Here is a 14711-nt window from a genome sequence, read left to right on the forward strand (position 1 = left end):
CGGCTTTGTGATGAGGGATAGCGGAAGAAGCTCTTTCATCGGGTGTGAGGCGCAGGAAGAATACAGACACGGCTTTTATGCCGAAGGATGCAGCCTGCTGAGCTTCAGCGCCTGCTGCGCCGATTCCAACGGCCAGCAAGATTCCACCTATTCAGGGTATTATCTCAAGAATACGCAGCTGTCCACCCTGATGGGCTGCAACAGTACTTCTTTCCACTCTCCCAGCTGGCAATATACCGGAGCCACGTTTGAGAACTGCAGCGGCATAACGTCGGTTTTGTCCGTTAACAACCAGCTCAGCAGATCTAACTATGTCTTGAAGGGCAGCAATGCCAAACTGAGTTTGACGATTAATGGCGAAGCTGTCAGGTAAGACTACGGAGTTAAACTTCGTCCGTCCCCTTAGGGGGTTGGGCGGAGTTTTTTTCTTAGAAACCTGCCGTTAGGCGAGGAAGTCGTTTTTTAGGGGGTGAAGGAAACTTGGCATGAGAAAAGCAATCGCGCTTGAACTTCTTTTGTTGATTCTGGTGATCCTGCTGTGCCTGATCTTTCTGTTTCCGGAAAAAATAATTCACCATACCTATTACGTCGACGACGCCGCGGGCGATGATACCAACAGCGGAACCAGTCCTTCAGCTCCCTGGAAATCGTTGTCCCGGATCAATCGGCAAGTGTTTGAGCCGGGAGACCGGATTCTCTTCAAGGCCGGCGGGGTTTGGACGGGGGAGCTTCATCCGAAGGGATCGGGAACGCGGAAGCTGCCTATCCGGATCGGAAGGTACGGACAAGGAAAACGGCCCCTTATTCAAGGGGGAGGAGGAGAGCGCGCCGTCTTCCTTTATAACCAGGAGTATTGGGAAATCGGACATCTGGAGATTACCAATCAAGGACCCGATGAAGCGGATGGACCGCGCCGGGGCGTTGAAATTATGGCTGATCATCAGAACGCCAAACGGAAAGCGGGCCCTGATCGAGTGTCTACGCTGCGCCATATCCGCCTTCACGATTTATATATCCATGACGTCAACGGCCAGGACAAGAAGGACGGTTACGGCAGCTCGGGGATTCACGTATGGGTTTCGGCCGGGGAAGGACCGCATGAACGCATCACGACCTTTGACGGTATTCTGATCGAGAACAATGTGCTCGAAAACATAAAGAGAACAGGGATCATGACCATGTCCGAGTGGAGCAACCGGCCCCAGCATGACGGCAGCGGCTATGATCCGGCGTACCCTTGGACTCCCTTGACCGATGTCGTGATTCGCGGAAACCGCCTGACCAACATTTGCGGGGACGGAATCGTACCGCACGTAACGGACGGAGCCCTTGTCGAGCATAACAAGCTGGAGGGCTTCAATCGCTGTTCGTCGGGGTATAACGCGGGCATGTGGACTTATAACGGAGACAACACCGTTTATCAGTTCAACGAGGTTTCCGGGGGCCATTCAACCCGGGACGGCATGGCGTTCGATTTTGACCACGGTTCCAAAGGCATCATTTACCAATACAACTACAGCCACGATAATGAAGGCGGAACGCTGCTGATTTGCAATAATCTCCCCGGAGGAGGGGTGTACGACGGAGTGTTCCGCTACAATATCAGCCAGAATGACCGGAACAAAATCTTCACGGTCTGTCAGGGCGACAATGCCCGCAACATTCAAATCTACAATAACGTGTTCTTTGTCGGAGAACATTTAGCGACCTCGCTGCTGCCGGCCGAGGGCGGGAAAACCTCGGTCATTCTTCGCAACAATATTTTTTACAACTTGGGCTCCGGGGGGTATGCGGCAAAACCCGGATGGACGTACGAAAACAATGTGTTTTACGGCAATCGAATACCGGACGCGAACACCATGCCGGATGCCGGGATGAGCACCTCCGATCCCATGTTCGTCAGTCCCGGCAGCAGCCCGGACGGTTATAAGCTTAGAAGGGGTTCACCCGTGATCGGCGGGGGGACAGCGGTTCAAGGGAATGGAGGACGCGACTTTTGGGGCAATTCCGTGGATGAACGTCTTCAGCCTAATCAAGGAGCGTACAACGGCGAGGGTGAATTTTAAGAAGAAGGGCGGGGATTTTCCGTGGAGAAGACGATGCTTGGCCTGGTAAAGGAAAAACGCCAGCCGGGAGCGGTTTTGAAAGAGGTTCCCGTGCCGCAGGTCGGTGACGATGAAGTGCTGGTGCGCGTCAAGGCCAGCTCCATTTGCGGTACGGACGTACATATTTACAACTGGGACGCATGGGCTGAAAAAACGGTGGTAACGCCGAACGTGTTCGGACATGAATTTGCAGGCGTCGTTGAAGCGGTCGGCAGCCAAGTGGCAAACGTGAACATCGGAGATCATGTATCGGCGGAGGGGCATATCGTTTGCGGCCGCTGCAAGCCATGCCGGACAGGGAATTCCCATGTGTGTTTACAGACGCGAAGCTTTGGAATAACGGTGCCGGGCTGTTTTGCGACCTATGCCGTTGTTAAGGCAAGCAATGTGATCCATAACCGAAAGGATATGCCGTTTGAGCTCGCTTGCCTGCAGGATCCCTTGGGCAATGCGGTGCAAACCGTGCTGTCCGGCGACATTGTCGGAAAATCCGTAGCCGTCATCGGCTCGGGCCTCATCGGCTTAATGTCCATTGCCGTCGCCAAAGCATGCGGGGCGGGAAAAGTGATCGCGGCGGACATTCATCCCTACCGGCTGGATATGGCGCGCAAAATGGGGGCGGATGTTCTTGTAAACAGTGCCGCGGAAAAGCTGTCGGCAGCGATATATGATCATACGGACGGAGAGGGGGCGGAAGTCGTCCTTGAAATGTCCGGAAACCCGAATGCGATCCGGGAAGGATTTGCAGGGGCGGCCCATTCCGCACGCGTTTCGCTGCTCGGGATACCGATGGGGGACGTTTTGTTGGATATGGAGCAGATCATCTTCAAGGGCATTCGCGTGGAAGGGATCACGGGACGCCGCATGTACGAAACCTGGTATCAGGCAAAAGGCCTGCTGGAAGGAGGCGTACTGAACCTCAGTCCGCTCGTCACGCATACGTTTACGCTGGACCGGTACGAGGAAGCTTTTGATTTGATGATCGGCGGGCGCTGCGGAAAGGTCGTTTTTTTGCACGAAACCATGGAGCACAGCAGCACGGAACTTCATTGCGGCAAATATGCATATCAAACCGTATAGGCGATCGGTTATAGGCATCCTGCGTCTCTTCGTGGACGCAGGGTGTTTTTTAAGATATGAGAAAGTATAAGCTTCGAAAGACGCGACTTCCTTATATCGCAAGGAAAACTTCCGCTAAATGCGGTCTGTCTTCTGAGAAAGTACGTCGATAGAAGTTTTTCTTATTTGAACGTATGCGTATAAAACATGTGCATAAGAACCGGCGGATTGGTCTTCTTTTTGAAAGCGCTTCAAAAAAATCCTCGAAATCGGCCTATTTTAGTTGACAAAGTTTTTAGGATTATATACATTTCAATTACAGATACGATTTGTATCGTTTTTGATTCATATATTCCCGGGAGAGGAAGCTGGACCATGAACCAAATGAAAATGTATTGTATCCGCTGTCGCCGCGTCGTGCCCCTTAAAGAAGGCGGAAGTTTATTCCGCACCGGTTATTTCAAGCATGACATCCCGATGGGAATATGCCAGGAATGCCAATCCGCTGCAGCTTTGCCGTCTTGGGGGGAGGGGAACCTTCGGCGGGAAAGTGTGTTATTATAGAGAAAGTTTGAGAATTTCGGAAGGAAACGACGGAGAGAAAAGGAGTCAACAGATGTCTGAACCGATAGTAAGGCTAATGGGGGTTACGAAGGTCATTTCCTCCAGAACCATCGTTCACGATTTGACGCTCGACATTCCTGCAGGGCAGGTATTCGGCTTCTTGGGGCCGAACGGGGCAGGGAAAACCACGACCATCCGGATGATGGTGGGTCTGATGTCGATTTCGAAAGGGGACATTCTGATCGGGGGCCACAGCATCCGCAAGAATTATGAGCAAGCCTCGTCCCTGATCGGCGCGATCGTGGAAAACCCGGAGATGTACAAGTTTTTGACGGGCTATAAGAACCTTGTCCATTATGCCCGGATGATGCCCGGCATTACGGAACAGCGCATTCATGAGGTGGTGGAGCTTGTCGGCCTGAAGGACCGGATTCACGACAAGGTCAGGACGTATTCCCTTGGCATGCGCCAGAGGCTTGGCGTGGCACAGGCGCTGCTTCACAGGCCGAAACTCCTTATTTTGGATGAACCAACGAACGGCCTGGATCCGCAAGGCATACGCGAGCTGAGGGATTACCTGCGCCGGCTCAGCCGTGAGGAAGGGACCACCGTGTTTGTATCCAGCCATCTGCTCTCCGAGATGGAACTGATGTGCGACATGGTCGGGATCATTCAGCAGGGAAGGCTGGTGGATATACGCCAGCTTCGGACTTCGGAAGGGGGACGGGCTTTCGAGGAAACGGCTTACGAGGTTCATGACCCTTCGCTGGCCGCGCGCGTATTGGCAGCACACCACCCTCAAATCAAGGAGAACCGGATCATTATTCGCGGCGACCGGGAGCGCATAGCGGACATCAATGCGGAATTGGTTCAGGGCGGTGTCCGTGTCTATTCGATACAACCTGTAACAACATCGCTGGAAGATCAATTTTTGCAGATGACGGGAAGTGAAGGCCATGACTGATTTTCTGAAGCTTGTCGCCAATGAAAACATGAAGATATACAGCCGTGTCCGAACTTGGGTCATGCTCGCCATCCTGGTCCTCTTCAACGCCGCTCCGCCGGTGCTGATGTACCTTACGGATGCCCAAATGGACATGTGGATGGTCTTTACTTGGACGGAGAGTTTTACGTTTTTTCTCAATACGATATTCTGCGTGGTGATTGCCGCCGAAATCGTTGCAAGCGAGTTTACATGGGGAACCATCAAGCTTCTGTTGATCCGTCCATGGAGCCGCGGAAAAATTTTGCTGTCCAAATTTTTGGCGATGATTTTGTTCTCCGTGCTGGGTACGGCTATTCTAACGGCCATTGCTTTGCTGACCTCGTATTTGCTGTTTCCCGCCAGCGGGGCGGCTGCGTTGGGTTATGAAGCATTGCCTGCAGAGAATTCGCTGCTCCTCTTGCTCACGGATTATATCGAGCTGTTCGTAATCATGCTCGTAGCCTTTATGATTTCGGCCGTATTTCGTTCAGGAAGCCTGGCCATCGGATTATCGCTGCTGATTCTGTTTACCAAGGGCCTGTTCGGCATGCTGTTTAATCCCGATCGCTTTGCCTGGGCTAAATATGTGCTGTTCCTGCATACGGATCTGAGCGTGTACATTCAATCGCCGGTAGGACCTGGAGGTGTCGGCCTTGGCTTTTCCGTTGCCGTATTGGCGGCCTACTGTCTCGTTTTTATGCTTGTCTCCTGGTGGGCTTTTGCCAAAAGAGATGTGGCGGGCTGAGGAACCGGTATAACATTGAACAATGAGCCCCTTTCGGCAGAACGCTGTCGAAAGGGGCTTTTTAAGCTGCCCGACGGAAGACGGTCCCTAGCAGGAGCGAAAGAAAAAAGGAGCCCATGCCCGGCTCTGTTACCCGGCTTCCGGTCTTTGCAGGGGCAACGTCTCCACCGTGTTCTTCTCCGATGGCGTCTTCTCCATGCGGCTTGCCCCGTTCAATACCCCGCCTTCCATAATAATAAGGGAGGAAGCGGTGACGTCCCCGTACATTTGGCCGGTCGGCGTGATGGTGAGTTTGCCTGCTGCCGAAATATCCCCGTACACTTTTCCGGCGATCACGATCTCTTTGGCCGATATGTTCGACCGGGTGACGGCACTTTCACCGATCGTTACGTTTCCCTGGCTCTCAATCGTTCCGTTGAAATCGCCGTCGATCCTCAAATCGGCCTCGCAATGGAGCGACCCCTCCACTTGGCTTCCCTGGCTGATCAACGTGCTTGCTCCGGAAGAGCGTTTGTTTTTCTTCGACTTTTTCATTTTACCCTGCCTCCTTAATATGGAATCGACGTGTTCAAAAGTTTGAATTTTTGAACTGCATCTTGATTACCGAACGTACGGCAGCGGATTTACCGTCTGATTGTTCTTGACCACCTGGAAATGAAGATGGGGTCCGGTGGAGCGCCCCGTATTTCCAAGCTTTCCGATAGCCTCTCCTTGCTCTACATGATCTCCGGTCTTCACGTCAAAGCTGTCGAGATGCATGTACCATGTTTCGAGCCCGTTCGGATGTTTCACCACAATGTACTGTCCTCTAGACCCGTCGCGTTCAGCTGCGGTTACTATACCTGATCCTGCGGCAAAAACGGGATCCCCGCGCTCGCCTGCAATATCGATCCCGGCATGATAGGCGGACCGTCCGTTAAACGGATCCGTGCGGTACCCGAAGCTGGACGTCAGCCGTTTGGAGACGGTCGGCCACCGGGTCGGATTACCCTCGCGCTTGCTTTGGGTTTCCTGTGCCTGATCGAGCGTGCGGGGAATATGGGCTTCCATCGTTTTGATCATATTCCGGATCGCTTCGAAATCATCCTTGGTTTCCTCGGCCAGGTTAAGCATCTCGTTTTCATGCACCGCGATATATTCGCCGCCGACATGGTCGTTGCCCCCGTTGGTCAGGGAAGAGGTCTCATCGCCGGAAGAACCGTGCTTTTGGATAAACTGCTGCAGCTGAAGCTCAAGTTCTTTTACGCGCTGCATCTGCGTTTTGGTCTGCGCCGCTTCGCTGGACAGTTGGATAACCGCCTTATTCAGCCGCTCGATCGCTTCCTCCTTGTTCGTGACCGTGAGTTCCATTTGAAGCGACTCCAGACTTTTTAAGGTCAGCTGCTGCTCCAACTGAGAAATCGTCCGGGCGGAATGGATCTGCATCGAAACGATCAGGCTCGAAATGGAAAGGATGGCGGCGGCAGGCACGGCGATCATCAAGGGCCTGGACAAGTGGACCTGCTTCGCCGAATGCTGTGCGTCACGGAGTACCAGCAGGGTTAAACGTTGTTTCCCTCGCTTGATTTTCATGGCATCCCCTTTCTGATCAATCTGAATGAAGGTGACTGAACCAGGCTTAAAGTTTGGACGGCTCCTTATCCTCTATGTATTCTACTTCTGCGAGAAACATGTCTAAAAGTTCGAATGAGGGGACCGTGTTCATAAATGGGCCTCATTGGGTATGTATTGAATAAATACATATTTGAATGGTCAATGATGTAACTACGGCCGCATCTTAATCTGCTGTCACGGGACCATACTATTACATACATCGTTAGGGGGCTGCCGATATGTTGTGGCTTCTGCTTGCACTTATCGCATTTATTTGCCAGATGGCGGCGGTGCTGCTGTTGGAGTTCAGAAATCCTGCCAAAGCCGTGGCTTGGCTGTTCATTTTGTTTTGCCTTCCTCTGATCGGTTTTGTGCTCTATTTTTTCGTGGCGCAGGACTACAAGCAGCGGCTCAAGATACGCAGCCGCGGAACGCGCCTGTTCAGGGAGATCAAGGGGCATTTGTGGAAAAGAGCGGCTGTCGTCCGCCATGCAACGGACATGCACAATTCGGATTTTCACCATAACCTGCGCCTGTTCAATCTCCTGAACCATCTGTCGGAAAGCCCGATTACGGGCTGCAACCGCACGAAGGTCCTGACGGATGGGGAAGAGGCTTTTTCCGCCATGCTTGAAGCCATGGAACAGGCAACGGACCATATCCATGTGGAGTTTTATATTTTTCGGCATGACACGATCGGAACGAAGTTTCAGGACATCATGGTCCGAAAAGCGAAGGAAGGGGTCAAGGTCCGTCTCATCTGCGACGGTCTGGGGAGCTACAAGCTTAAAAATTGGTTTATCCGCCGGTTTAAAGAGTCCGGTGTGGAATTTCATTTTTTTCTTCCGGCCATGGCATCGGTTTTTAACCGCAGAATCAATTACCGGAACCATCGGAAAATCGTTGTGGTGGACGGGACCGTAGGGTTTTTGGGCGGCATCAACGTGGGGGATGATTATCTGGGGAAATATCCGAAAATGGGGTATTGGCGGGATACCCACCTGGAGGTGGAGGGGGATGCGGTTTATTTCCTGCAAAACGTCTTTCTTCACGACTGGAGGCTTGCTGCGGGCGAAAAGCTTCTGGATCTGTCCCTGTTTCCCGAGCACCACTGCAACGGGGATGAGCAGGTCCAAATTTTGAGCAGCGGACCGGACATGAACTGGAATGCCATTCAGGAAATGTGTTTCGGCTCGATTTCGGTCGCCAAGGAGCGAATCTGGATCACAACCCCGTATTTTATCCCGGACGAAGGGTTATACGAGGCGCTTAAGACGGCAGCCGTCAGCGGCGTGGATGTCCGGATTATTATTCCGGACCGGGCCGACTCGCGTCTGGTCAAGCTGGCCTCGCTGTCCTACGTGGAGGATCTGCTGACGGCCGGCGTCAAATTTTACGAGTACCGCAAAGGCTTCATTCATGCCAAGGTCCTCATCGTGGACGATTTGATCGGCTCCGTCGGCACGGCCAATATGGATATGCGCAGCTTTTTCTGCAATTTTGAGCTAACGGCCGTGATGTTCGACAAGAAACCGATCAGCCGTCTCGTTTCGGACTTTCAAGAAGATTTGGCCAACAGCCTGCTGATTGATGCCAAAACGTTTCATAACCGCGGTCGGAGGCAGAAAGCAGCCGAAATTTTATGCAGGATGCTGTCCCCGATGCTGTAAACCTGAATCTTTCGAAAAACCGAAAAAAAATGGATCCTAGCCCTCCGTAAAATGTTTAATCTCGGCATTCCTTCATGCGGAAGGTCATTTTGTGATAAAATTAAATGACGAAAGAAACTTTGAAGAAAAAAATCTTTCGGCGCAAGTCACAGAGGCCGCCGCTTGAAATAATGCCAAATGATCGGGGGAGTTTTATGACCAGTGAGATGAATGTATTAACGCAGTCGCCGGAGGATACGGAACCGCAGCTGCCGCCTCAAATCCGGCACGGAGCGCCTCATCCGGAACAGCCTTCCGCAAAATCGCTCCAAAGGCTCGTACGAAGGTTCGTTTTCTTAACGTTTGGAGCCGTTCTGATGGCCGTAGGCTGGAAATATTTTTAGTGCCCAACCGCATCGTTGACGGAGGAATTACCGGAATTTCCATTATGGTTTCCCATATCACCCAAATGCCGCTCGGGGTTTTCCTCACGCTCTTTAACCTTCCGTTCTTATTCATGGGGTATAAGCAAATCGGCAAAACGTTTGCGCTTTCCACACTTTTCGCCGTTTTGGTTATGTCGGTCGGGACCTATTTGCTTCACCCGGTGTCCCCGCTTACCATTGATCCGCTTCTGGCTGCCGTATTCGGCGGCGTTATTTTGGGTATCGGCGTCGGTTTGGTCATCCGCTCCGGGGGCTCGCTTGACGGTACCGAAATCGTGGCGATTTTGATCAACAAAAAGTCTCCGTTTTCCGTCGGGGAAGTCGTTATGTTCATCAATCTTTTTATTTTGGGGAGCGCGGGCTTTATTTTTGGATGGGACCGTGCGATGTATTCCCTGATAGCGTACTATCTTGCGTTTAAAATGATCGACATTACGATCGAGGGCTTGGACCAATCCAAGTCGGTGTGGATCATCAGCGACAAATACAAGGAAATCGGAGATGCTTTGACCCAGCGTCTGGGTCGGGGCGTCACCTATCTTGACGGGGAAGGCGCCTATACGGGCGACAGCAAAAAGGTGATTTTTGTCGTGATTACCCGGCTGGAGGAGGCCAAGTTGAAATCGATCGTGGAAGACTGGGACTCCCAGGCGTTTCTGGCGGTCGGAAACATTCACGATGTGAAGGGCGGACGTTTCAAGAAAAAAGATATCCACTAAACCGAAGCAAGACATCCTTTCAGGTCAGAAACCTGGTAGGATGTCTTTTTTTTCGTATATCGACGCAATCCTTCTTCATCATAAATCTCTTATGCAATAATTTCCTGCAACATCCAATCATATTGATAAAGGGAACGTTTGTTTGGTATAATATCCACGATAACGCTGAAAGTAACGAAATCGAATGGATCCATAGGCTTCGGAGGAGGGGCGCACCATGGCAAAACCAAAATACGAGCAGGTAGCAACCAAACAAACGCTGAACCGGGTGAAGGAAGAGAAAATGCCTTTTGACTGGTCCATCAATCCATATCGGGGATGCGCCCACGGGTGCAGCTTTTGTTATGCCAGGGCGTTCCAGTCGTTTATGGGGATGGGGGCGGAGGATGAATTTCAGAACCACATCTTCATTAAGAGTAACGCCGCCGAAGCGCTGGAAGCCCAGCTCTCGGGAATCGCGCGAAAGTTCGGGCATGATATCGAAGCGGTACGGAGGCATGTCGGCCAAGTGACGATCGGGACCGCCACGGATCCGTACCAACCGGTGGAAAGCCGGGAGGAAATCACGAGGGAATGCCTGAAGCTGTTGGCGAGATACCGGATCTCGACAAGCATCACGACCCGGTCGCCGCTCGTCCTGAGGGACCTGGATATTTTGACGCGAATGGAAAACGTATCGGTTAATATAAGCATCAATACGCTGGATGAGGGCATCATCCGAAAACTGGAGCCCGCATCCCCTCATCCCGCCAAGCGGACGGAAACGGTGAGAGCCTTATCCGAGCAAGGCATTCGCACAGGCATTTTTGCGGCTCCCGTTCTTCCGCTGCTGACGGACCGGGAAGAACAGCTGGATGCGCTGTTGTCCGAGGCGAAGGCGAACGGGGCCGCTTTTGCAATGATTTCGCTGCTCCGGTTGTCCCGTGACGTCAAAGCGTGGTACATGCAGACGCTGAAGCTGCACTTTCCCGAGATCGTCCCGGAGTACGCCCGGCTGTACCACGGTTCAGCCTATGTGGAGGAAGGTTACGCTGCTGCGTTTAAGAACATGGCGGCAGGGCTGCTCTCGAAATATCAATTAAGCGGATTGCCTCCGGAAGGAAGAGGGGATGCCGGGGAACATAGCGGATTTGCCGCGGAGAATTCGGCTCCTTGGGCGGTGACGCCGAACGGAGGGGAGCCCGCCATATCCTCGCTTAACGGATTCAAAGCGGCGCCGCGGTTTTCCAAGGGCAGGCTTCCGGTGCCGTCCAAACCGGTTACACCGGATGAGCTTGCCCCTGAAATCGAGCAGATTTCATTCCCGTTTTGAACGGAAAGGCCGCCTTATTTCCGTTTGGCTGACAAGTGCCTGAGAATCGGCTCCAGCGGCTGAGGCGGCAGCTGGGCCAGCAAGTCGCCTTTTTCCCGCAGGCGCTCTTCGATGTTGAGAAGATGAAACTCCGTCGGGGATACGTCCCGTGACACTTCTTCCCACGTAAGCGGAGTCGAGACGGTCGCGAGCGGACGGGCTCTTGGGGTATAGGGCGCGGCAAGGGTTCTTCCGCTGTAATGCTGAAGATAGTCGAAATATATTTTGTCGCCGCGGTTTTTCTTCAGCCGCTCGATCGTAAACAGCTTGGGATTCTTTTCAGTGACATACTGGGCGACAAACTGGCCGATCGAACGGAGCTGGTCAAACGTCATGCCCTCGGGAATGGGCACGATAATTTGGACGCCTGTGGCCCCGGAAGTTTTGGGAACGGAAGAAATGCCGAGCGAAGCCAGGGTTTCGCCGACGATGGAAGCCGCCTGCATGATGCGGGGCTCTTCAGGAAGGGACGGATCAAGGTCGATCATCCATTCGCAAGGAAGCGCGCTGCCCGCATAGTGCAGGGAAGGATGAAATTCGAGAGCGGCAAGATTGCCGAGCCATAGAAGCTCCGGCAGGCCGTTCAGCAGGACGTAATTAATATTTTCATGCACGGCTGTCCGGACAAAAGGCGGCAGAGGCTCCGGCGCGTTCTTTTGATAAAAAAACTCCCCGGGCACGCCGTGAGGATAACGGATGGTGGTGAGCAGCCTGTTCCGGGTGTAGCGCAGCAAAAAAGGAGAGAGCGCCGTCAGCTTCTGCAAATACATGGCCTTGGTAATGCCGGCTTCCGGCCAAAGCGGCTTGTCCGGATTCGTAATCTGTATTTCCTGCCCCTCGATCGTAAGCTTTCCTTTGACTTGTTTTCTCATGTATTGTTCATTCCTTTAACGGCAAGGAGTTTGGGATGCCTCATCATTCCGTCCTGGCTCCATTCGAGAAACGTAACCTCCACGGTTAACGGGGGGCTGAGCCAAACCAGCGTTTCTTTTTTCAGATCGGACGGCAAACCGGTCCATCGCCCGGTTCCGCTGTGAAGCCCGGCGTATTCCATAAGAATTCGCTTGGTCCGTTCGTTCAGCCCCAGCGAAGCCCGGCCGATGTATGAGCCGTCCTCTCCGGCAAGGACCAGGCTGGCCACCCGGCCTTCCCGCAGGATCAATGCAACCGCCTCTGCCTCCATGCTGATCGCGATTTTTTTCTTAAACCAGTCCTGATGTTTCTTGCCTTCGCGATAGGGGGAGGACAGCCGTTTGATGACAATGCCTTCCCAGCTGCGCTCCTCCGCCCACGTCCACAAGCTATCCCCGTCGCCGAACAGATCGGCGATAAGCAGTCCGGGTTGGACCGGAACGGTTTCCTTCAGCCGCTGGTGCCGTTCAATATAGGGAAGGGAGCGGATGTCCTCTTCCCCGTCGACCAGGATATCGAACAATACGTACGTTAGCAGCGGGGCGTTCGCGCTTACGGTACGGGACCGTTCCCGCTGGAGCACCTTTTGGAACACCGGACGCCCCAGATCCGGATGGAAGTAGACCACTTCCCCGTCAAGCAGAAGCCGGCGATCCCGAAGACCGGATAGAGAACGGACGACCTCCGGATAGAGGGAGGTTTTGTTCAGCAGCTTTCGCGATACAAGGGAAATATCTCCGTTCCCGATCAGCGATAGGATACGGACACCGTCCCACTTCAATTGGTAGCCCCATTCCTCGCCCTCGGGAATATTCTCCGTCATGATCGGGGCCATCGGCTCCTTCGGAAGGAACTTCTTCAAATCGGCCATGATCAGGAGCCGGTTTCCGTCTTTTTGGTCTTGGCGGTGCGGCGTTTAGGCTTCGGCCCTTCCGTCTCGGCTCCGTCTCCGCTTACTTTGACGGCGGCATCCCCGGCTGCGGTTTTGCGGGTCGTTTTCCGCTTTTTCGGAGCCATGCCCGGATCGGTGGCAATGGGCTTTACGGCCTCGATGCTGGCCTGCAGGGCGGCCATGAGATCCACCACATTGGTTTCCTGGCGGGCAGGAGCGATTTTGACTTCCTCACCGGCCACCTTGCTGTTGATTATATCCAGCAGGCGTTCACGGTAATCGTCCGTATATTTGGCCGGATCAAACGCAGTGGAGAGCTGGTCGATCAGCATCTGCGCCATGGTCAGCTCCTTCTCGTTTACCGTGACGTTTTCGGGCAGGTTCGGCACCTGCGAAATCGGACGGATCTCGTCGGGGTAAAAGATCGTTTCGATGGCCAGGCAATCCTCAATGACCCGAATGGCCGCCATGCTGCTTTTGGAGCGGATGGCGATTTTGGCGATGCCGATTTTCCCGGACTGACGCATGGCTTCCAGCAAAAGGCGGTATGCATTGGCGCCGGCTTGGTCGGGAGAGAGATAGTATGTTTTCTGAAAATAGATCGGGTCTATTTCCGTCAAATCCACGAAATCGAGAATCGTAATGTTTTTATTGTTTTGCTCGGAGAGCTGCTCGAGCTCCTCCTTTTCAAACAGCACAAACTTTCCTTTTTCGTATTCATATCCTTTGTTGATTTCCTCCCAGCCGACCTCTTCCTCGCAAACCGGGCATTTGCGTACGTAGGAGAGCGGACTTCCGCACGCTTTATGGACATATCTCATGGAAATGTCTTTATCCTCGGTGGCGGAGAACATTTTGACGGGTACGTGCACGAGTCCGAAACTGATGGCGCCTTTCCAAACCGTATGCATCAATGAAACCTCCCTATCATTTTTTTGTAGATTAGTCCGTAAATTCAATAATGACTTTTAAATCTGGCTATATGGCATATATTCTGCCCAAAAAATGACTCTGGTATGAGTCAAAAGGCTTTTTGCATATTTCGGGGGGAGTTGAGGCATATTTAGATTGGATTTCAAAGGGATTTCCCAAGCCGGCAAGGAGGAAGCGAAACATGACCCGGGAACATAAAGAAACGGAGACGCAGGAATTATCCCGTCCCCAAAACGCTGCCGACGATCAAGCAGTTCAAGCGGTTAACGGAGAAATGCCGGATTGGAACGAAGTGACCGGTCCTGAAAGCGGAATGGAACGAGAATCGACGATGCTGGATATCGACCGCATGGTCAACGAGGGGTTAGCCGGCGGGAATGTCACGAACGACAACGGGATGATCGGCCCCACGACGACAGATACGATGAAGACGGTGGATGAAACGCCGGGAAATACCGGGAAAGGAGAATAAACCATGGATCTGGAACGAGCCATCAACATTTTTAAATCGGAAGACACATACAAGGTGAAGCTGGAAGGCGAGCCGGTATGGATCGAAGAGATCGACCGCGAGAACGGCATGGCCACGGTTCAAGTCGGATCACGGCCGACCAATACGATTACGGTTAGCGTGCAACGGCTGGAAGAAGAGTAGCCGCCGATTTTGTTCAGCGCAGAAACCCTGCCGTCCTTTGAGAAGGATAACGGGGGCATTTCTGCTCAGCATACGGAATTCCATAAACGGGCACCTTGTTTCC

The 14711-nt window shown here is 52.9% G+C and carries 15 protein-coding genes and 1 pseudogene; 11 read left to right on the forward strand and 5 right to left on the reverse strand.

Annotated features, from left to right (window positions below):
* Window positions 1-7: 7 nt before the first annotated feature.
* From XI25_RS28835 to XI25_RS28860, 6 genes are all read left to right on the forward strand, one after another.
* Window positions 8-373 (forward strand): hypothetical protein, encoded by a 366-nt coding sequence (locus XI25_RS28835; RefSeq protein ID WP_152669240.1) that lies wholly within the window; start codon window positions 8-10, stop codon window positions 371-373.
* 112 nt (window positions 374-485) lie between these two features.
* The gene (locus tag XI25_RS28840; protein ID WP_046681274.1) at window positions 486-2066 is read left to right on the forward strand and encodes a right-handed parallel beta-helix repeat-containing protein; all 1581 of its coding nucleotides are present in this window, start codon (window positions 486-488) and stop codon (window positions 2064-2066) included.
* A gap of 21 nt (window positions 2067-2087) precedes the next feature.
* Complete coding sequence (gene tdh / locus XI25_RS28845; protein ID WP_046681275.1) at window positions 2088-3185, forward strand: L-threonine 3-dehydrogenase; 1098 nt, start codon at window positions 2088-2090, stop codon at window positions 3183-3185.
* A 354-nt stretch (window positions 3186-3539) separates the two neighbouring features.
* Complete coding sequence (locus XI25_RS28850; RefSeq protein ID WP_046681276.1) at window positions 3540-3728, forward strand: hypothetical protein; 189 nt, start codon at window positions 3540-3542, stop codon at window positions 3726-3728.
* A gap of 52 nt (window positions 3729-3780) precedes the next feature.
* Entirely contained in the window at window positions 3781-4692 is a 912-nt protein-coding gene (locus XI25_RS28855; protein ID WP_046681277.1) for an ABC transporter ATP-binding protein, read from the forward strand.
* Window positions 4685-5458 (forward strand): ABC transporter permease, encoded by a 774-nt coding sequence (locus XI25_RS28860; RefSeq protein ID WP_046681278.1) that lies wholly within the window; start codon window positions 4685-4687, stop codon window positions 5456-5458. Before XI25_RS28855 ends, XI25_RS28860 begins: the two co-directional genes overlap by 8 nt.
* A gap of 129 nt (window positions 5459-5587) precedes the next feature.
* Here XI25_RS28860 and XI25_RS28865 read toward each other — a convergent pair whose 3' ends face one another.
* Together XI25_RS28865 and XI25_RS28870 are read right to left on the reverse strand one after the other, a co-directional pair.
* Window positions 5588-5992, reverse strand: a complete 405-nt coding sequence (locus tag XI25_RS28865) for a bactofilin family protein (RefSeq protein WP_046681279.1) — start codon at window positions 5990-5992, stop codon at window positions 5588-5590.
* Window positions 5993-6058: 66 nt separating this feature from the next.
* Window positions 6059-7030 carry a M23 family metallopeptidase gene (locus tag XI25_RS28870; RefSeq protein WP_046681280.1) on the reverse strand — a complete coding sequence of 324 codons (972 nt, stop codon included), beginning with the start codon at window positions 7028-7030 and terminating at the stop codon, window positions 6059-6061.
* Between the two features lie 260 nt (window positions 7031-7290).
* Between XI25_RS28870 and cls the strand changes: the two genes are divergently transcribed.
* The 3 genes and pseudogenes from cls to XI25_RS28885 all read left to right on the forward strand — a co-directional run bounded on the left by cls (window position 7291) and on the right by XI25_RS28885 (window position 11177).
* Window positions 7291-8721, forward strand: coding sequence for a cardiolipin synthase (gene cls, locus XI25_RS28875; protein WP_046681281.1), 1431 nt, complete (start codon window positions 7291-7293; stop codon window positions 8719-8721).
* A gap of 206 nt (window positions 8722-8927) precedes the next feature.
* Window positions 8928-9865, forward strand: a pseudogene (locus XI25_RS28880) (YitT family protein).
* 217 nt (window positions 9866-10082) lie between these two features.
* Window positions 10083-11177: an SPL family radical SAM protein gene (locus XI25_RS28885; protein ID WP_046681282.1), complete on the forward strand. Its 1095-nt coding sequence runs from the start codon at window positions 10083-10085 to the stop codon at window positions 11175-11177.
* A 14-nt stretch (window positions 11178-11191) separates the two neighbouring features.
* Here XI25_RS28885 and ligD read toward each other — a convergent pair whose 3' ends face one another.
* The 3 genes from ligD to ku are packed head-to-tail and all read right to left on the reverse strand — an operon-like array spanning window position 11192 to window position 13931.
* Window positions 11192-12088, reverse strand: coding sequence for a non-homologous end-joining DNA ligase (ligD, locus tag XI25_RS28890; RefSeq protein WP_046681283.1), 897 nt, complete (start codon window positions 12086-12088; stop codon window positions 11192-11194).
* Entirely contained in the window at window positions 12085-12999 is a 915-nt protein-coding gene (locus XI25_RS28895; protein ID WP_046681284.1) for an ATP-dependent DNA ligase, read from the reverse strand. Before XI25_RS28895 ends, ligD begins: the two co-directional genes overlap by 4 nt.
* Window positions 13000-13001: 2 nt before the next feature.
* On the reverse strand, window positions 13002-13931 hold the full coding sequence (gene ku / locus XI25_RS28900; RefSeq protein WP_046681285.1) for a non-homologous end joining protein Ku: 930 nt from the start codon (window positions 13929-13931) through the stop codon (window positions 13002-13004).
* Between the two features lie 203 nt (window positions 13932-14134).
* Between ku and XI25_RS28905 the strand changes: the two genes are divergently transcribed.
* Window positions 14135-14425 (forward strand): hypothetical protein, encoded by a 291-nt coding sequence (locus XI25_RS28905; protein ID WP_152669241.1) that lies wholly within the window; start codon window positions 14135-14137, stop codon window positions 14423-14425.
* A gap of 3 nt (window positions 14426-14428) precedes the next feature.
* On the forward strand, window positions 14429-14608 hold the full coding sequence (locus XI25_RS28910; RefSeq protein ID WP_046681286.1) for an H-type small acid-soluble spore protein: 180 nt from the start codon (window positions 14429-14431) through the stop codon (window positions 14606-14608).
* The last annotated feature ends 103 nt before the right edge of the window (window positions 14609-14711 follow it).

It is taken from the genome of Paenibacillus sp. DMB20 (assembly GCF_000987955.1).
In the GTDB taxonomy this organism is placed as follows: Bacteria; Bacillota; Bacilli; order Paenibacillales; family Paenibacillaceae; genus Paenibacillus_AQ.